At 61.2% G+C, this 16,834-nt stretch carries 19 protein-coding genes and 1 riboswitch; of the genes, 15 read left to right on the forward strand and 4 right to left on the reverse strand.

Annotated elements, in window-relative coordinates; translation table 11 throughout:
- Positions 1 to 32 precede the first annotated feature (32 nt).
- The 3 genes from I6E56_RS12700 (at position 33) to ychF (ending at position 3,709) form a co-directional block, all read left to right on the forward strand.
- Entirely contained in the window at positions 33 to 953 is a 921-nt protein-coding gene (locus I6E56_RS12700) for a LysR family transcriptional regulator (RefSeq protein ID WP_197138864.1), read from the forward strand.
- Between the two features lie 109 nt (positions 954 to 1,062).
- Complete coding sequence (locus tag I6E56_RS12705) at positions 1,063 to 2,559, forward strand: CoA-acylating methylmalonate-semialdehyde dehydrogenase (RefSeq protein ID WP_197138865.1); 1,497 nt, start codon at positions 1,063 to 1,065, stop codon at positions 2,557 to 2,559.
- A 73-nt stretch (positions 2,560 to 2,632) separates the two neighbouring features.
- Entirely contained in the window at positions 2,633 to 3,709 is a 1,077-nt protein-coding gene (gene ychF / locus I6E56_RS12710; protein ID WP_197138866.1) for a redox-regulated ATPase YchF, read from the forward strand.
- Between the two features lie 45 nt (positions 3,710 to 3,754).
- On the opposite strand, the gene I6E56_RS12715 is transcribed toward ychF, so the two are convergent.
- Together I6E56_RS12715 and I6E56_RS12720 are read right to left on the reverse strand one after the other, a co-directional pair.
- On the reverse strand, positions 3,755 to 4,171 hold the full coding sequence (locus I6E56_RS12715; RefSeq protein WP_197138867.1) for a GNAT family N-acetyltransferase: 417 nt from the start codon (positions 4,169 to 4,171) through the stop codon (positions 3,755 to 3,757).
- A 199-nt stretch (positions 4,172 to 4,370) separates the two neighbouring features.
- A complete protein-coding gene (locus I6E56_RS12720; protein WP_197138868.1) occupies positions 4,371 to 5,327 on the reverse strand; it encodes a class II glutamine amidotransferase in 957 nt (318 codons plus the stop codon).
- Between the two features lie 256 nt (positions 5,328 to 5,583).
- On the opposite strand from I6E56_RS12720, the gene I6E56_RS12725 reads away from it, so the two are divergent.
- The 5 genes from I6E56_RS12725 (at position 5,584) to I6E56_RS12745 (ending at position 8,692) form a co-directional block, all read left to right on the forward strand.
- A complete protein-coding gene (locus I6E56_RS12725) occupies positions 5,584 to 5,817 on the forward strand; it encodes a type II toxin-antitoxin system ParD family antitoxin (protein WP_197138869.1) in 234 nt (77 codons plus the stop codon).
- Positions 5,814 to 6,104, forward strand: coding sequence for a type II toxin-antitoxin system RelE/ParE family toxin (locus tag I6E56_RS12730; protein WP_197138870.1), 291 nt, complete (start codon positions 5,814 to 5,816; stop codon positions 6,102 to 6,104). Before I6E56_RS12725 ends, I6E56_RS12730 begins: the two co-directional genes overlap by 4 nt.
- 106 nt (positions 6,105 to 6,210) lie before the next feature.
- Positions 6,211 to 6,798: a GNAT family N-acetyltransferase gene (locus I6E56_RS12735; RefSeq protein ID WP_197138871.1), complete on the forward strand. Its 588-nt coding sequence runs from the start codon at positions 6,211 to 6,213 to the stop codon at positions 6,796 to 6,798.
- Positions 6,799 to 7,032: 234 nt separating this feature from the next.
- On the forward strand, positions 7,033 to 7,617 hold the full coding sequence (locus I6E56_RS12740; protein ID WP_307842868.1) for an SDR family NAD(P)-dependent oxidoreductase: 585 nt from the start codon (positions 7,033 to 7,035) through the stop codon (positions 7,615 to 7,617).
- Between the two features lie 55 nt (positions 7,618 to 7,672).
- Positions 7,673 to 8,692, forward strand: coding sequence for a hypothetical protein (locus tag I6E56_RS12745; RefSeq protein WP_197138872.1), 1,020 nt, complete (start codon positions 7,673 to 7,675; stop codon positions 8,690 to 8,692).
- On the opposite strand, the gene I6E56_RS12750 is transcribed toward I6E56_RS12745, so the two are convergent.
- The gene (locus tag I6E56_RS12750; protein ID WP_197138873.1) at positions 8,689 to 9,273 is read right to left on the reverse strand and encodes a nitroreductase family protein; all 585 of its coding nucleotides are present in this window, start codon (positions 9,271 to 9,273) and stop codon (positions 8,689 to 8,691) included. The genes I6E56_RS12745 and I6E56_RS12750 overlap by 4 nt on opposite strands.
- A gap of 182 nt (positions 9,274 to 9,455) precedes the next feature.
- Here I6E56_RS12750 and I6E56_RS12755 point away from each other — a divergent pair, with 182 nt between their 5' ends.
- From I6E56_RS12755 to I6E56_RS12765, 3 genes are all read left to right on the forward strand, one after another.
- The gene (locus I6E56_RS12755) at positions 9,456 to 9,815 is read left to right on the forward strand and encodes a zinc ribbon domain-containing protein YjdM (protein WP_197138874.1); all 360 of its coding nucleotides are present in this window, start codon (positions 9,456 to 9,458) and stop codon (positions 9,813 to 9,815) included.
- 75 nt (positions 9,816 to 9,890) lie between these two features.
- Entirely contained in the window at positions 9,891 to 10,379 is a 489-nt protein-coding gene (locus tag I6E56_RS12760) for a heme-binding protein (protein ID WP_197138875.1), read from the forward strand.
- Between the two features lie 41 nt (positions 10,380 to 10,420).
- A complete protein-coding gene (locus I6E56_RS12765) occupies positions 10,421 to 11,392 on the forward strand; it encodes a Ppx/GppA phosphatase family protein (RefSeq protein WP_197138876.1) in 972 nt (323 codons plus the stop codon).
- Positions 11,393 to 11,425: 33 nt separating this feature from the next.
- Here the strand turns inward: I6E56_RS12765 and I6E56_RS12770 are convergent, their stop codons facing one another.
- Positions 11,426 to 12,769 carry an MFS transporter gene (locus tag I6E56_RS12770; RefSeq protein WP_197138877.1) on the reverse strand — a complete coding sequence of 448 codons (1,344 nt, stop codon included), beginning with the start codon at positions 12,767 to 12,769 and terminating at the stop codon, positions 11,426 to 11,428.
- Positions 12,762 to 12,869: riboswitch (TPP riboswitch) on the reverse strand. It overlaps the preceding gene by 8 nt.
- Positions 12,870 to 13,032: 163 nt before the next feature.
- Here I6E56_RS12770 and I6E56_RS12775 point away from each other — a divergent pair.
- The 4 genes from I6E56_RS12775 (at position 13,033) to I6E56_RS12790 (ending at position 16,813) form a co-directional block, all read left to right on the forward strand.
- On the forward strand, positions 13,033 to 14,169 hold the full coding sequence (locus tag I6E56_RS12775; RefSeq protein ID WP_197138878.1) for an iron-containing redox enzyme family protein: 1,137 nt from the start codon (positions 13,033 to 13,035) through the stop codon (positions 14,167 to 14,169).
- Positions 14,166 to 14,393 carry a CDGSH iron-sulfur domain-containing protein gene (locus tag I6E56_RS12780; RefSeq protein ID WP_197138879.1) on the forward strand — a complete coding sequence of 76 codons (228 nt, stop codon included), beginning with the start codon at positions 14,166 to 14,168 and terminating at the stop codon, positions 14,391 to 14,393. The genes I6E56_RS12775 and I6E56_RS12780 overlap by 4 nt, the downstream gene beginning before the upstream one ends.
- 22 nt (positions 14,394 to 14,415) lie before the next feature.
- Positions 14,416 to 14,817 carry a PPOX class F420-dependent oxidoreductase gene (locus I6E56_RS12785; RefSeq protein WP_197138880.1) on the forward strand — a complete coding sequence of 134 codons (402 nt, stop codon included), beginning with the start codon at positions 14,416 to 14,418 and terminating at the stop codon, positions 14,815 to 14,817.
- Positions 14,818 to 15,067: 250 nt separating this feature from the next.
- Entirely contained in the window at positions 15,068 to 16,813 is a 1,746-nt protein-coding gene (locus I6E56_RS12790) for a substrate-binding domain-containing protein (RefSeq protein WP_197138881.1), read from the forward strand.
- Positions 16,814 to 16,834: the final 21 nt, after the last annotated feature.

Consider the following 16,834-nt stretch of genomic DNA (forward strand, 5'->3'; position numbering starts at 1 on the left):
CAGTTGTCCCGAAGCGCCCCTAGGGTTGAGGCATGGCCAGCGACTCCGTGCATCCGCTCGATGTGAGCACCGACGATCTGCGCTACCTCATTGCTGTCGCCCGCGCCGGCCGAATGGTGTCTGCGGCAACCCTGCTCGGCGTCGACCACACCACCGTCCGTCGCCGCATTGACCGGCTCGAAGCCGCCCTCGGGGTGCGCCTCCTTGACCGTGGCGCTGACGGCTGGGAGCTCACCGCCATCGGCCGCGAAGTCGCTACCCGCGCCGCCGGGCTCGAGAACATCGTCGAAAACGTCGTCGGGGCTACCAGCGGGGGAGCCGACGAAGTGCGCGGCACCGTGCGAATCGTCGCGCCCGATGGATTCGGGGCCACCTTTGTGACGGCAGCGCTCGCGGCGGTGCAGGCGGAGCATCCGGCCATCACGGTCGAGCTGGTCACCTCTACCCGCCCGCTGAGTTTGCGTGGTGCTGGCTTCGACCTGGCGATCACGATCGGCACGACGGCGACTTCACGCCTCGCCTCCGAGCCGCTCGCCGCCTACGCTCTGCGCCTGTATGCCTCGCCCGGTTATGTCGCGACGCACCCACCGATTCGTTCTGTTGCTGACCTCGACAGCCATCCGTTGGTCTTCTATGTGGATGCCCTGCTTACGGTTCGCGAGCTCGACCTCGCCCCGGTACTCGGCGGCATGCGCGTCGGATTCGGTTCCACAAGCGTGTTCGCGCAGCTCGAGGCCACGCGTCAGGGAGCGGGCATTGGGCTGCTGCACGCCTTCATGGCTGAGCCCGAACCTGGCCTCGTTGCGGTGCTGCCCGATGAGGTCAGTTTCCGCTTGGAGTTCGCTCTTTCGGTGCGCAAAGAGGCCGCGGATGTCGAGGCCGTTCAGCTGGTGCGAGCGGCGTTGCATCGCGAGGTCGCGCGGCGCGGCTCAGAGCTATTGCCCTTCAACTAGCGCCTCACACCACCGTGTGCGTTTCTGCAGATTGCCCGTGCACTAATAGGCCTTGATTGCAGATCGGATGGGTTGCAGACTGGGCACACCTCCGAACGAAAGTAGGCCCATGTACTCCACGATTCCGCACTGGATCAACGGCTCCGCTACCGAGGGCGATTCGCCCAACCGTGGCGACGTCTTCAACCCCGCAACGGGCGCTGTCGCTCGCACCGTTCCTCTCGCATCCGTCGCTGACGTCAACGCTGGTGTTGCCGCGGCTAAGGCTGCCTTCCCCGCCTGGGGCAACACGTCGCTCGCTAAGCGCACCGCCGTGATGTTCGCTTTCCGTGAGCTGTTCAACGCTCGCAAGGATGAGCTTGCTGCCATCATCACCGCCGAGCACGGCAAGGTGCTTTCGGATGCTGCTGGCGAGATCGCTCGTGGCCTCGAAGTTCTCGACTACGCCTGTGGCATCGCCCAGCTCAGCAAGGGCGAATACAGCGAAAACGTTTCGACCGGTGTTGACGTGTACTCGTTGCAGCAGCCGCTCGGCGTTGTCTCGATCATTAGCCCCTTCAACTTCCCGGCCATGGTGCCGATGTGGTTCTTCCCGATGGCCGTTGCCGCCGGTAACACTGTTGTGTTGAAGCCCAGCGAGAAGGACCCGTCGTCGTCGGTCTGGATGGCAGAGCTCTTCTCCGAGGCTGGCCTTCCGGATGGCGTCTTCAACGTCGTTCACGGTGACAAGCTCGCCGTTGACACTCTTCTTGAGCACCCCGATGTTGCCAGCGTCTCCTTCGTTGGTTCCACCCCGATCGCCAAGTACATCTACGAAACCGCTGCTCATCACGGCAAGCGCGTTCAGGCCCTCGGCGGCGCCAAGAACCACATGCTGGTTCTTCCGGACGCTGACCTTGACCTCGTTGCTGACTCTGCTGTCAACGCTGGGTTCGGTTCCGCTGGCGAGCGTTGCATGGCGATCTCGGTCGTCGTTGCTGTCGAGCCTGTTGCTGACGAGCTCATTGCCAAGGTCAGCGAGCGGATGTCGACCCTCAAGGTCGGCGATGGAACTCGCTCCTGCGACATGGGTCCGCTCATCACGCAGCAGCACCGCGACAAGGTTGCTGGCTACATCGAGCTTGCTGAGGCTGACGGTTCCACTGTTGTCGTTGATGGACGCGGCATCGAGATCGATGGCGACGCTAACGGCTTCTGGCTCGGCCCGACGCTTATCGACAACGTCTCCACTGATTCCGATGTCTACAAGCACGAAATCTTCGGACCGGTTCTCGGCGTGATTCGCGTTCAGAGCTACGAAGAAGGGCTCGCCCTGATCAACTCCTCGCAGTACGGAAACGGCACCGCGATCTTCACAAACGATGGCGGAGCGGCTCGTCGCTTCCAGCGCGAAGTTGAGGTCGGCATGGTCGGCATCAACGTTCCGATCCCCGTTCCGGTTGCCTTCTTCTCCTTCGGCGGCTGGAAGGATTCGATGTTCGGCGACACGAAGGCTTATGGCCCCGACGCCATCCGTTTCTTCACCCGTCAGAAGGCTGTAACCAGCCGCTGGCTCGACCCCAGCCACGGTGGAATCAACCTGGGCTTCCCGCAGAGCGACGCCTAACACATAGTCCGCTTTACCGTCGCGATAGCGGTCCCGTACCTCGGGGCCGCTATCGCCGGTAGGATTGTCTTCTGTGGCTCTCACTATTGCAATCGTTGGACTCCCGAATGTCGGCAAGTCCACCCTCTTTAACGCCCTGACCAAGAATTCGGTGCTCGCCGCGAACTATCCGTTCGCGACCATCGAACCTAACGTGGGCATCGTGAACCTGCCCGACCCGCGCCTCAAAGTGCTGGCGGAAATCTTTGGGAGCGAGCGCATCCTGCCCGCTCCTGTTTCCTTCGTTGACATCGCCGGCATTGTGCAGGGCGCCAGCGAGGGCGAAGGTCTGGGCAACAAGTTCTTGGCGAACATCCGCGAGGCTGACGCCATCGCTCAGGTCGTGCGCGGCTTTAGCGACCCGGATGTTATTCACGTCGACGGCAAAGTTGATGCGGCATCCGACATGGAAACCATCAACACCGAGCTGATTCTCGCTGACCTACAGACGCTCGAAAAGGCTGTTGCGCGGTACGAGAAGGAACTCAAGACCAAGCGTGTTGAGCCCGCCGTTCTCGAGGCTGCGCTTGCTGCGCAGGCGTTCCTCAATGAGGGCAAGCCCTTGTCGGCGGCGACCAAGATTGAACTTGAGCTGATCAGCGAACTCGGTCTGCTCACCTCCAAGCCATTCATTTACGTTTTCAACGTGGATGAAGCGGTGCTGGGCAGCACCGAGAAGCTCGCCGAATTGGCAGCCCTAGTCGCCCCCGCGAAGGCCATCTTCCTCGACGCTAAGTTGGAGGCCGAACTCATCGACCTCGACGAAGAGGATGCCGCAGAGCTTCTCGCGAGCACCGGTCAAGAAGAGAGTGGTCTCGACCAGCTCGCCCGTATCGGCTTCGACACTCTTGGCCTGCAGACGTATCTCACGGCTGGTCCGAAAGAGACTCGCGCTTGGACGATCCCGAAGGGTGCCAAGGCGCCTCAGGCTGCCGGCGTCATCCACACTGACTTCGAAAAGGGCTTCATCAAGGCTGAGGTCATCGGCTTCGACGACCTCGTTGAGACAGGCTCCATCGCGGAAGCTCGCGCCAAGGGCAAGGCTCGCGTTGAGGGCAAGGAATACGTCATGAGCGACGGCGACGTCGTGGAGTTCCGCTTCAACAACTAGGGGCGGCCCGGCCTTCGATGTCGTGATCTCTCGGTCGCGGTAGGGTCAAGCAAACTTCGTGAAAACCGAGGTTCGTTGCTCAAGGTCTCGAACCTCGGTGAATCCCATCGTGCGATAGAAAGAGATCTGTCCCGGCTCGTCATCGGTGAGAAGAACTTTCTGCCGCACGTCTTCGTACGGCTGGAAGGCGCGAAGAAATAGTTCACGACCGATTCCGGCGCGGTGATACTCGGGTGCAACCAGGATGTCTTGCAGATAGACGATCGTCAGCCCGTCGCCGACGATGCGTGCGAGCCCGACTAACCGGACGCCATCCCAAGCGGTCACGACTCTCAGCGACGCGGCGATGGCGGCCACGAGCCGCTCGGGATCCCGGGTATAGGCCGTCCACTGTACTGCGGCGTACAGATCGATGATTGCGTTGCGGTCGAGTGACGTGTCGACGCGGTAGGTGGTGCTCATCCCGCGATCCTATCGGCGGAGAACATCGGGCGAGATCCTTCTCAGCAGTATCAGCCCATTAGTATCAGCCCAGCCGGAACACCAAGAGAGCGTGCTCAAGGTTGGTAGGCATCGGAACGTCGTGGAGTTCCGCTTCAACAACTAGGGGTTGTCGTCTTCCGTCACGCCAAGCTGCTCACAACCTCCGTGAGAAGAACACCTAGCGCGCTGAGACCTTCAGCGTGTTGGTAGTTTTGGTGATGCGCTCACCGTCGTTCTCGAGAAAGACGATCTGGCCGAACTCGAGAAGCGACCAGTCGTCACCCTCGGTCAAGGGCTCGGAGGCGAAGATGACACCGGTCGCGTCATCCTCGCTGCTCTCCTCAAAGTCGTAGGTCGTGGCGTCGTCGTCGAAGTTGCGCCCCATCAGTATGTACATCGGTTCGAGGAGCATCGAGAGCGCGAAGTCGTCGCTGTCGGGGGCTGACTTCCGTAGCTCCTTCCAGTCACCAGCGGGGTTGGTCTCACCGTGGTGACCGAGGCCGACGTTGACACCGATGATGCGGTCGGCTGACACGAGGGCCATTTTCAGCTTGGTCAGAGCGCCGAGGTCGAGGTCCTTCATCGCCTGGGCGATCAGCTCGATGAGCTTCTCGATCGCTCGTTGGACGTCCTCGTTGCTGTCACCCTCGAGCAGCGAGAGGAGTAGCACGTAGATGAACTCGGTGTCCGTGTTCCCGCGCATTTGCTTGAGATACCGATCCTCGCAGTGCTGCAGCAGCTCGCGCTGCAGGAGCTGCCAGTTGGGCAGGTAGCCATTTTGGGCGACGATCCACGGGGTCTCCTCGAAGGAGAACGGGTGGCAGTTCTCGTCGACCATCACGACCTTCGAGTCGTACGCCGCGGCTCGCACATGCGCCAACATCGTGCTGGCTTGGAGGCTGGGGATCATCCGGCTGGCGTTGTCGTCGTAAAAGGCCGCCATGGGGCGGCGGTAGATGAAGGGTTCTTCGGGCTTCAGCAGGTGCTCGCCCCAGATCCCGAATCCCCATCCGGCCAACTGGAGCTCCGGGTGCCGTTCGGGGTCGAGTGCCTGGTTGATCAGGCTGTTCTCTGGCTTGAGCAGGAGGTTCTCCAGTGGTGTCTCAGGACCGAGGTAAGCGAGCACGCGGCACATAAGTCTCCTTCGTTGGGTTCCTGTCATCTTACCGTCGGTGCACGGAGCCGGAGCTGGTCGCGGTGGCGATTCCGTGCCGGTGGAGGTTGCGCCGCTATCGCCTGAGTGAGCGGGCGGCCAGCCATGTGAGACATCGCTGGCCATCTGAACTGCACACCGAGGTTAATCGGCAACGGAATGTGGTGGAGTCCCGCTTCAACAACTAGCTTTTTGATTCGCTGCCCGCAAAAATACCAATCCTTGGTACTCTGAGCGCATGGCTCAAAACACCTCGATCAGCTTGGATGACCACTTCGCGGACTTTCTTTCTCGCGAGGTCGAAACCGGACGGTACCGATCCGCCAGCGAAGTCGTTCGTGCTGCTCTTCGGTTGCTGGAAGACCAAGAGACCCAGATGGCAGCGCTGCGATCCGCGCTGATCGTGGGTGAAGACAGTGGTGCGCCGCAAGAATTCGACTTCGACGCATTCGTCGCGTCGAAGAAGCAGTGACGGGCTATCGCCTCTCCCCGGCCGCCCAGCAAGATCTGTCTGCGATCTGGGACTACACGCAGGAGCGCTGGGATGCGACTCAGGCGGAGATCTATATTTTCGAGATGAGGGCGGTGATCGAACGAATCGCCGCTGACCCTCAGCGCGGACGTACATGCTCTGACATTCGCGAGGGCTACCGTCGCTACAGCATCGGTAGTCACCTGATTTTCTATACCCAAGGATCCGACAGCGTGAATGTGATCCGCATTCTCCACCAGCGGATGGACCTGACGCGGCACTTCTAGGCACGCCGGTTTTTGCCGTGGATTCAGCACGTACCGGAATGCGGTGAGGTGCCGCTTCACCTCGTGACTCCTCCTGTCCGAATGTCCTCGCGCATAGACTCCGTTTATGGATGATGTCGTTATCGTTCGGGAGGACGACCCGAGGTGCTCCGCGCTTGAGGCGGACGGCTACCGCATCGTGGGTCGATCATGGGGCGCACATCTGCACTTCGCGGAGTCGCCCGATCTGACAAGACTCGAGCAAGTAGTGACCAAGGTGCGAGCGACCGGGATCGCGATTCAAGAACTGGACGTCAGCTTTGCGAATGCTCTATTCGAGTTGGAACTAGCCAACAATGCTGACTACCCGTTCACGCCAGCGACGCACCAGCCGCTACCGGTGATGAGCGAAGTCGAAGGACTGTGGTTGCACGGCAAGCGGGTGTTCGGCGCCGTTGATAATGGGCGGTTGGTCGGAGCCGTCGTTGGAAAAGTCAATGACGGAGTCGGGGACAACGACTTCGCGTCGGTGCTCGCGGACTATCGCGGCAGCGGGGTCGGGGCAGCGATAGCGGCTGCCTCAATCATCGCGTTCGCGAATGACGGAGTACGAACTTTCACAGCCGGCGGAGCTGGTGCGAACGACGCGAGTTTAGGTTTAGTTCGTTCCCTGGGGTTTACGGTCGACGAGCAGTGGTGCAGCTACCAACGCTAAGCGCTGAGGCATTCCTGCTAGATACAGTTTGTCCAGCCTCCGATTCTCAACGAAACCCTCGACTGGTTCGGATCGCTCGCATAAAACGCCGCTAGGCTTTTCGAGCAGCACGGCCCGCCGAACACGTCCAGCGAAGGAATCTCATGCCCGTTATCGCCATCATCGGAGCAGGCCCCGGGACTCGGCGCTGCAGTCGCCCGCAGGTTCGGGCGCGAAGGCTTCGCTGTCGCCCTGATTTCACGCAACCAGTCGAAGCTCGACACACTCGCTGCTGAGCTTGAAACGGATGGCGTGACCGCACGGGGTTTTTCTGCAGACGTGCGCGAGCCGGCGCAGCTTGAAGGCGCGCTCGCTCGAGCCGCTGCCGAGCTGGGGCCGATCACGTCAGTCCAGTACAGCCCGCTTCCGTCGCGCGATTACCTGAAGCCGGTGCTCGATCTGACTCCCGAACTCGCGCTCGAAGCGCTCCAGTTTTCTGCCCTTGGGCTCATCCACACGGTGCGTGCGGTACTGCCTGCGATGCGCGAGGCTGGCCACGGCAGCATCATCCTGATCAACGGTGGCACCTCGGTGAAGGCCCGTGCCGGTTTCGCTGGAACGTCCCTCGCGTTCCCCGCCGAGAGTGCCTACGGCGAGATGTTGCACGAGACGCTCGAAGGGGAGGGGATCCGCATCCGTCAGCTCGTCATCCCGGGTGGCATTCCCAAGCTTCAGCTGCCCAACGGCATTGATGACGTCGCTTCTCGCATCTGGGACATCCACGCTTCAGAGGGCGAGTTTCGCACGATGCTCATCCCGCTCGAAGATGGCCGCGAATAGTGCGCTCTTCCGCGACTAGTCGCACAACCTGCCGGCCTTCGAAAGGAATCAGTTCATGACCACAGCGGAAGAGTACCTTCGTGACATTCCCGCGGTCCACCGCTCGGCGACAAACACCATCGCTGCCCGGCTCTCGCTGTGGGCCAAGGACCTTGCGTCTGAACTGCAGCCGGTGGTGTTCCTTCCCGGCCAGAACGATCACCCGGTCTTTGACGACGCTGCTCGAGTCTTCGACGACGCTGTCGAGCAGCTGTTGCTTGCGGATGCTCCGCGACCGAACGAGGTGCCGCTGCTGTTTGTCGGCTACCACGCCATGAATCGCTTCACACGAAAGCGCCAGACTCTGGGTTTTCTCGTGACCGATCAGCGCATCGTGATTCAAGACAAGTTCGCGGGAGTGTTTGGGCGTGAGCTTCCCAATTATCGGATGCTGCCGGTCACCTCGGTAGATCCGGTCGCCTCCAGTCATGCCCTGATCAGTTCCGTTGGCAGTGCGTTCGACTGGTCAGATATGGTGAAGCTCATCGGAGCCGACTCGGCTGAGGGCCACTCTCCAGAGTTCCGGCTCACTCAGCTTCTTGAGGACGCTGTGACGAGCGTCGTGCAGCTCTCGCAGGCGCTCGGGCTCGCCGTCGCGGGCGAACCGGGCGAGGAAGAGACTGAGAACTCGACTGCTGCTGAGCTGGTTCCGCGGCTGGCAGAGCTCGGCATCCGTAGCGATGTATTGCTGGCCGATGACCCGCGCCTCGCCAAGATGCTCAAGAAATTTGGCCCCAAGATCGGCTTGGGCGGTGGCGAGACCATAGCGTTCGCATCGCTCGATAAAACCTTCGCCGGCGTGTACGGCATTGTCGTAACCGATACCGCGGTTCGCTCGTGTGACCTAATGGAAGAACCGGTTGTATCGCTCCGCAGTGCAATCGACCCGGCATCCATCAAGCTGGATGACAAAGCGACCGCCATCATTACCGAGCCGGGCGTCGCGCACGTGCTTGTCTCGCATCTGTCGGCCGACGTGAAGAATGGCATCGTGACCGCGCTGCGCGAACTGATCGCGGGCGACATCAAGCCTTAAGCGTCGACGAGCACCGATTCTGCAGCTGCACGTCGTGCGCGGGGTGCAGTTTCGCGCTCGCGGATAACGTCGGTCATTTCAGCGGGATCGCCCAGTGCGCCAACAGCCATGACCGTGGTGGGGGTGAAATGGGTGTCGATGTCGAGGGCCGCTGCTGCGGCATCCGGATCGAACCCTGACATCTGGTGGCTGAACAGTCCATGGCTCTGAGCCTGGATCGTGAAGTAGGCAACGGCCTGGCCGGTGTCGTAGAGGGCGGTCGGCTGCGGCTTGCCCTCGGGGTTGTGGTGTTCCGTCAGGAAGACGAGTAGTGCCGACGCGGATCCGGCCCACGTTTGGTTGAACGCGATAAGCGAAGAAACGATGGCGTCGTGCTGCGGGGTTCCGCGACGAGCGACGACGACTCGCCAAGGCTGGCTGTTGTAGGCCGAGGGTGCCCAGCGAGCGGCTTCGAGAGCATTCTGCAGCGCAGCCTCATCAAGAGGTGCGGTGGCATCGAAGTGGCGGGGGCTCCACCGTTCGGCAAGCACATCAAGGATGGGGGAGTCGGTCGCGGCGAGACGGTCGTGAAGCATGGTCATAAAGAGGGCCTTTCAGAAGCTGAACAGAGTCGATCTGCGATGTTGATGGGTGCAACAGGGGCGTCGCCGAACGTATTCCGCATCCGCGAACCACACTGCCGTACATCGATCAGGTAAAATTGATCATTAGCGACTAGTTCAGCGCTGCGCCAGCCCGATCGGCGCCCAGCCGAAAGTGCCTTATGTCTGACGCTCTACCCCTCTGCCCGAACTGTTCAAGCGACCTCGCCTACGAAATGGGTGCGCTGTTGGTGTGCCCGATGTGTGGTCACGAGTGGTCGCCGAGTGAAGCGGATGCCGCTGCCGAAGCAGAGCAAAACGCTTCCGTCATCAAGGATGCGTTCGGCACGCCCCTCGCCGATGGCGACACGGTGAGTATCGTCAAGGACCTCAAAGTTAAGGGCAGCCCCACGTCGATCAAGGTCGGAACGAAGGTGCGCAACATCCGCCTCGTTGATGGCGTTGGCGACCACGACATCGACTGCAAGGTCGACGGTTTCGGCCAGATGCAACTCAAGTCAAGCGTCGTCAAGAAGGTTTAGGGCGGCCACGTTTTCGCCGCGATAGCTTCGAGAATCATCAGGTTCGCTCACTGCCCGCAGGCGTAGGGTGACGGCATGACCGAAAAGCAGCCCTACAGGGTGATTTCTGAGCATGATGGATACGAAGTGCGGCTCTATCCGGCACACATTCTTGCGCAGGTGGATGCCGACGGCTCGTTCTTTGAGGCGGGTAATCAGGGGTTTCGTCCCCTCATCCGCTACATCAGTGCCTCCAACATTTCTATGACGGCGCCGGTCATTCAATCACCGGGCGAATCGAAGAGATACACGGTTAGTTTCGTGATGCCCGCTGGAGCAACGAGCGTTCCGGCGCCTCGTGATGCCACCGTGCGCACCGTTGACGTGCCCGAGCAGCGGGTAGCTGCGCGGCGTTTCAGCGGCGGCTCGAATGAAGGCCGATATCAACAGAATGCGGATGCTCTGCTTGCCGCCCTCACCCGCGATGGTTGTGCGCCACTCGGCTCCGTCTATTTCGCCCGCTATGACCCTCCGTGGAAGCCCGGTTTCCTCAAACGCAACGAAGCCCTTGTCGTTGTTCGCTAGCCCCACCCGCTAGCACCACCCACCGCACTTCAGGAGAAGCCATGACCCGCGTCGCCGCCATCGATTGCGGAACCAACTCGATCCGCCTGCTCATCGCCGACCTCGACGGCCACGGTGGCCTTACCGACGTCGTGCGTACTCTCGAAGTCGTACGCCTGGGGGAGGGCGTCGACCGCACTGGCCAGTTCAGCCAGGGCGCCCTCGTTCGCACCCTCGCGGCTGTGCGCCGCTATGCCGATCTGTGCCGCGAGCACGGCGCCGAGCGCATCCGTTTCGTGGCTACCTCTGCCACCCGGGATGCCGCCAACCGTGCCGAGTTCACCGACGCAGTTTTCGCGATTCTGGGTGTGCCGGTCGAAGTGATTCCCGGAACCGAAGAAGCCGCGCTGTCGTTTCGCGGCGCACTCACGGCACTCGCCGTGCCCGACGCCTCGGAGCCTGCGAACCTCACGCCTCAGTACCTTGTGGTTGATCTTGGTGGCGGTTCCACCGAACTTGCGCTCGGTGCAAATGCCCCCGAAGCTTCGTTTTCAATGGATGTCGGTTGCGTGCGCATGACGGAACGCAACATCGTCAACGACCCACCCTCCGATGCGGAACTCGCCGCCGTTCGCAGCGACGTCAGTGCAGTGCTCGACGCCGCGACCGTCACCGTCGATCTCTCGCAGGCCACCGAGGTCATCGGAGTCGCGGGCACCGTCACCACGATCACCGCGCACGCCCTCGGTCTCACGAGCTACGACCCGGTAGCGATTAGCGGCAGCCGTCTCCCGCTCGCGGACGTGCTTCGCGCCTGCGAAGATCTCACCCGCATGCCCCGCCCTGAACGCGCCGCTCTGCCGTATATGCACCCCGGCCGTGTTGACGCGATCGCCGCCGGTGCCATCATCTGGGCCACGGTGCTGCATCGAGTAGCGGATGCCGCGGCTGCAGCCGGTCATCCTCTCGAGTGGGTGACGACCAGCGAGCACGACATCCTCGATGGTGTCGCCCTCTCGCTAGCGACTGACTGAGCAGTTGTCTGGCCAGCCGACTAGCTAAATGTCCTAAGCGCGCTCGCCAGCGTCAAGGTCGATGCGCGCCGTCTCCGGCCCCAGGAATGCCCCCACCGCAATCAGCACCCCGCCGAGCGCGAGCAACGCAGCCACCGCACCCTGCTGCCCCAAAACGCCTTGCAGCGCCGGCAGGTAGTACGGGTAGAGCGCGGGAATCACGATCGACAGGCTGTAGCCGACCCCGTACCCGCTCGCGCGCACCGACGTGGGGAACCGCTCCACGAGGTACGCCCCGACCGGCCCGTACGCCGAAACCGTCACGACCTGAAGCGCGACTACTCCGAGCACAAGCTGCCCGAGCGTCGGCGCTGCGAACGCTGCAAAAAACGCCAGCGGCCCGCCCATCGCCGTCAGCACCCCAAAACCTATAAAGAAGCGCCGCCGTCCGGTGAAGGTCGAGAGATGACCGCAGGCTGCCATGGTGAGAGCGGATGCCGCGGTGCCGATCATCATCGCGAACGACAGGGTTCGACCATCCAATGTCCCTGTCGCGCCCAGCGCCCCCGCGCCGGAACCGAGTTGACCGGCCAGCACCGGAATCGCCATGTTGGTGAGTAGCCAGAGCCCGCTCATCATGATGAACACTTGCCAGAGCGCGCGGCGGTGGCGGCCGACGAGAATTTCTTTCAACGGGTTAGTGCGCTGCAATGGACGTTGCCACTGCGGCGACTCTTCGACCCGCGCACGGTAGTAGAACAGCATCGTGAAGGCGAGCAGCGAGCCCAAAACGAATAGCGCACGCCAGCCCCACTGGTTATAGGCGGCGGCGTCGAGCACGCTCTGCAGCACAAACACCATGCCCGCGATCGAGGCGTTGGCCCAGGGCGACATCCACATGATGAGGCCGCTGACGAGGCCGCGCCGTTCGGGCCGCGACCATTCCATCGCGAGCGGAATGGCGGAGGTGTATTCGCCGCCGAGGAAGATGCCGCCGACAAAGCGCAGCAGCAGAATTGCAGCAAGAGTTCCACCGCCGAGCACGGTGTGGTCGGGCACGAACGCGATCAGCAGCGTCGTGAGCGCGACACCGAGCAGAGCGACCTTCGTGGTCGCCGTTCGCCCAATCCGGTCAGAGATCGATCCGAAGATCGCCGCCCCGATCGGCCGGCCAAGCAGCGTCGCGACAAAGATCAGGCCTGCGTTCCCAACCAGATTATCCGAACCGAATAGCTGGGCGGATGCCGGCGCGAGCGCAATGACCGGCAAGAAGATGTCGAACTGGTCGACATAGTTCCCGAAGATTCCGCCGCGCACAGCGCGACGTGTGGCCAACGGAGCCGCAGCGGAGGCAGAGGAGGCAGACGAGACAGCGGGGATCGAATGTGTGGGGCGCATGAGCCGTACTTCCTTCGCCGGCATTACCCGGTAGGTTCGACGGTCGAAGCTGCGTCAGCTCCCTCTCAGCCCCTGCATTAGGGCTCCCGTGTGGACGCCACCAACCTAACACTCCGCTGCGCTCAAAAAGACCGGCAAAGTCCCAAGAATCGCGCAGCAAGCTTCCAGCCAGACCGTCAAAGATTCCATGAGTAAAGCTGAACGATCGGCGGAGATCGTACAACGATTCAACCCCCACTTTCAGATGAAAAGGAGAGGTCATTATGGCCACAAGCGAGAACTCTCTTCCCGGAAATTCGGCAGAGTACGACAAATGGTGCGATGAAGAGATCGAGGCCCGCGGCCCGATTAGTGAGCTGCTTCTTGACGCGTTTTCACAGCAGAGCAAACCGCGGGAGATTGTGGGATTGCCTGAGGCCGTCGCCTCCGCTGTTGACAGCGAACGGGATCTCATCCGCGATGAAGATGTGCAATTGTCACTCTTCTTGCTCTATGGCCTCTTCTACGGCGCTGTCGTCGAAAATGGCGATCGCTGGGAGTGGGATCTGGGCACGCTTGCAGCGCGCCTCGAGCTTGAGCGGGCCTATGAGGCGCAACTCCGGGCCGCGGTCTCAATTCCCGAGCTGCCAAATGCTGCGGATGAGGATGTCGCTGCCGCCCTTTTTGAGCTCACGAGCGCCGATTCTGGCCCGAGTCTCTCTCGCTACGTTGCCAAGAAACTCACGGCGGATCAGGCGAATGAGTACCTGGTGCAGCGCTCGATCTACACCTTGAAAGAAGCTGACCCGCACTCGTGGGCTATTCCGCGTCTTCGTGGGCGCGCTAAGGCGGCGCTGGTCGAGATTCAATCCGATGAATATGGCGGTGGACGCAGAGATCGGATGCATTCCGAAATTTATGCGCGCACCATGCGCGGCGTAGGCCTCGATTCGCGGTACGGCGCCTACCTCAATTACGCGCCAGCGATCACGTTGGCGTCGTTCAACATGATGTCGATGTTTGGGCTCCACCGCCGTCTTCGCGGGGCGATCGTCGGCCACTTGGCAGCATTCGAAATGACGTCATCGATCCCCAACAAGCTGTATGCGCGCGGCTTTCGCCGCCTCGGTTACGGAGACGATGTCACGGAGTACTTCAATGAGCATGTGGAAGCCGATGCAGTCCATGAACAGATTGCGGCCCGCGACCTAGCTGGGGGCTTGGCCGAGAGTGAGCCAGCGCTGTTGAGCGAAATATTCTTCGGGGCCAGTGCGTGCCTCCTCCTCGACGAGTGGGTGGCGCAGCACATGCTGGAGTCGTTCGAAGCTGGGCGTTCGTCACTTCGCAAGCCTCTCCCTGCGCTCGCGACTGGCGATTCAGCCAATGATTCCAATCCCATCGGAGAGGTGGCAGCACGATGAACACGCAGTCTGAAAATTCCCCTCACTCGCGCAGCTCGAGCGACGTCGAAGTGGTCGCCTGCGCTAACGGACCGCTTTTGGTCCGGGGCGCAATCGATTTGCGATCGTCAGACGGTGAGCTCATCCCTCAATCGCGGCGTACTGTCGCGCTTTGCCGTTGCGGGGTTTCGGACATTAAGCCGTTGTGCGATGGCACACACAAGCTCGTCAACTTCAAGGCATAACCGCGGCGGCGATAATAGGGGGATGACTTCCCCTGATTTTGCTGCGCTGGCCGCCGAGACCTATATCTCGCTCATCACTTTCCGCAAGTCGGGAGATGCTGTGGCGACGCCGGTGTGGGTCGTAGGGGATGGCGACCGGTTGCTTGTTACGACGGCCCCTCATTCGGGCAAGGTGAAGCGCATTGCTCACACGGGGCGTGTCGAACTGACCCCGTGTGACATGCGCGGCTCGATTACCGAGGGTGCCGAGACGGTGGCCGCTACAGCGAGCGTCCGTAGCGACGCTGAGACTCTGGATGCCATGCATGTCGCTTTGAAGAAAAAGTACGGTGCCAAATACTCGGCAATCCGTCTCGCCCAGAAGCTTCGAGGAACAGCGGATCAGTCTGTCGCCGTGGAGTTGCGTCCGGACCCTGCGGTCTGACGCTAACGGCAACGAGCGACGCTAGCGGCTGCGGGCAGCACGTTATCCCCATGCAACAATCGTGCGTAGGAAGCGAGAACATCGCACCTCGTCGGGGTTTTTGCGATTTTCTGCCAGCGATGCTGAGAAGTACCTGTGCAAGGTCGTTTTTGTGACGCGAAATTGTGTCACTATTGTGTAGGCCCCCGAAAGGGGGTCAACACTTGGTTCCCCCGAAATCAGGTGCACCCGTGATCGATGGAGTCCCCCTGTGTCCCGACCTCGCCACCGTTCCAGAACAATAAAATCCTGGTTCCTCCGCGCTAGTACACCCGCCCTCGCAACCCTGCTCACCCTGTCCCTTGCCGGTGGTGGCGCTCTCGTAGCGCTCGCCGCCCAAAACAAGCTTGACGATTTCGTCGCTCAAACATTCGGATGCCCCAATGCAACTGAGCTTGTCGTCGTCGCCGATCCCACCATCTCGTCAACCGTCCAAACGGTCGCGAATGCCTTCAACGCCGAACACGTTGGGCAGTGCCTCTCCGCGACCATCACGACGCAGCGTTCTGCCGACACTGCTGCATTGCTGGCATCCGGCACTTCCACGGGAGCTGACGCGTGGATCCCTGATTCGCCGATCTGGCTCAACCGAGTTGAGAGCACTGCGACTGCACTCGGTCGCGAAATCCCCAAGACTCAGGAGTGGGCTTCGGTCGCATCGAGTCCGCTTGTGCTGGCGACTCCCGCGGTAAAAGTTGCGGAGTTTGAAGCGTCGGAGGTGGGCTGGGGCGCGATCCTCGACGGTCGTTACCGCACGCTTCTGCCCGACCCCGAGTCGTCGTCGTCCAGCATGATCGCGCTCGCGACTCTCAATGATCTTGCGGCGGATGGCGATGCTGAAGACTTCGATCGAGTGCTGATGAATCTGGGGCGCTCGATTCCCGATTCCACAAAGGCAGCGTTCACTGAGCTTCAGATCTCTGACTCACGCACGGTTGCTCTCGCGACGGAACGCGAGATCGTGGAGCACAACGCATCGAGCCCTGACGAGCCGCTTGTTGCTTTGTACCCGTCCGAAGGAACTGTTGCGCTGACCTATCCGTTCGTCGTCGTGGAAAACTCCACTGTGAGTGAAGTTGAAGCCTCGCGCCTGACCGAAGAAGAACAAACGGAGCTCGCTGAGATCGAAACGGCGCGCACAAAGCTGCTTGAGGAGTTCGCTGATCTTGTTCGCGGCTCTTCACAGGTCTTGAACGCCGAGGGCTTCCGCGATACCGCTGGTGAAGGTGAGATCCTCGCTTCCGGGGTAATTTCCGCGCCCGTCGCCACCAAATCTGTCGGCGACACCGACGAACTCGTCAGCATTTTGCGCAACTGGAACTCTCTCAACCTGCGCTCACGCATTCTCACGGTTGTTGATGTGTCTGGCTCCATGCTGGAACGAGCGTGGGATGGCCAGCGCCGTATCGAGATGTTCCAGAACTCGGCTGAGGATGCCTTCAGCACGCTTTCCGAGGACGACGAGCTGGGTATGTGGCTTTTCTCGAAGGAGCGTGTTGGCGAGGAAGATTGGGAAGACGTCGCGGGCATCCGATCGATGAATGACCCGGATCATGTTGAGAGTCTGCAAGAAATCATCGACACTCTGCCGTCGCGCATCAACGGTTACACCGGCCTCAACGACACCGTTCTTGCTGCGGTCACCCATGTGCGAGACGACTTTGATCCCGACAAAGTTAACTCAGTGGTTCTGATCACCGATGGTCGCAACGAAGACGACAATGGCATTTCCTTGGAGACGCTGGTTGACGAGCTGAATGCGATGATCGACAAAAACACAGACGAGCCTGTTCCTGTGGTTCTCGTCGGAATTGGCCCAGATACCGACGTCGAAGCGATGAGAAAGATCGCTCAGGTCACCGGTGGAACGGCCTATCAAGCAAACAACCCCACCGAGCTCAGTAACGTGATGCTCGAGGCGTTGTCACAGCGCGACTGCCGCCCGAACTGCAGTTAGCGAACGCCCAGCAACCCGCGC

The organism is Salinibacterium sp. NK8237 (assembly GCF_015864955.1).
Taxonomy (GTDB): Bacteria; Actinomycetota; Actinomycetes; order Actinomycetales; family Microbacteriaceae; genus Rhodoglobus.

Bases quoted from the DNA above. Each gene is read 5' to 3' on its own strand.
- I6E56_RS12725 (WP_197138869.1), top strand. From the start codon at position 5,584: ATGGCTCAAAACACCTCGATCAGCTTGGATGACCACTTCGCGGACTTT.
- I6E56_RS12770 (WP_197138877.1), bottom strand. From the start codon at position 12,769: ATGCGCCCCACACATTCGATCCCCGCTGTCTCGTCTGCCTCCTCTGCC.
- I6E56_RS12780 (WP_197138879.1), top strand. From the start codon at position 14,166: ATGAACACGCAGTCTGAAAATTCCCCTCACTCGCGCAGCTCGAGCGAC.
- I6E56_RS12700 (WP_197138864.1), top strand. From the start codon at position 33: ATGGCCAGCGACTCCGTGCATCCGCTCGATGTGAGCACCGACGATCTG.
- I6E56_RS12785 (WP_197138880.1), top strand. From the start codon at position 14,416: ATGACTTCCCCTGATTTTGCTGCGCTGGCCGCCGAGACCTATATCTCG.
- I6E56_RS12745 (WP_197138872.1), top strand. From the start codon at position 7,673: ATGACCACAGCGGAAGAGTACCTTCGTGACATTCCCGCGGTCCACCGC.
- I6E56_RS12755 (WP_197138874.1), top strand. From the start codon at position 9,456: ATGTCTGACGCTCTACCCCTCTGCCCGAACTGTTCAAGCGACCTCGCC.
- I6E56_RS12735 (WP_197138871.1), top strand. From the start codon at position 6,211: ATGGATGATGTCGTTATCGTTCGGGAGGACGACCCGAGGTGCTCCGCG.
- I6E56_RS12750 (WP_197138873.1), bottom strand. From the start codon at position 9,273: ATGACCATGCTTCACGACCGTCTCGCCGCGACCGACTCCCCCATCCTT.
- I6E56_RS12765 (WP_197138876.1), top strand. From the start codon at position 10,421: ATGACCCGCGTCGCCGCCATCGATTGCGGAACCAACTCGATCCGCCTG.
- I6E56_RS12760 (WP_197138875.1), top strand. From the start codon at position 9,891: ATGACCGAAAAGCAGCCCTACAGGGTGATTTCTGAGCATGATGGATAC.
- I6E56_RS12720 (WP_197138868.1), bottom strand. From the start codon at position 5,327: ATGTGCCGCGTGCTCGCTTACCTCGGTCCTGAGACACCACTGGAGAAC.
- I6E56_RS12775 (WP_197138878.1), top strand. From the start codon at position 13,033: ATGGCCACAAGCGAGAACTCTCTTCCCGGAAATTCGGCAGAGTACGAC.
- I6E56_RS12705 (WP_197138865.1), top strand. From the start codon at position 1,063: ATGTACTCCACGATTCCGCACTGGATCAACGGCTCCGCTACCGAGGGC.
- I6E56_RS12715 (WP_197138867.1), bottom strand. From the start codon at position 4,171: ATGAGCACCACCTACCGCGTCGACACGTCACTCGACCGCAACGCAATC.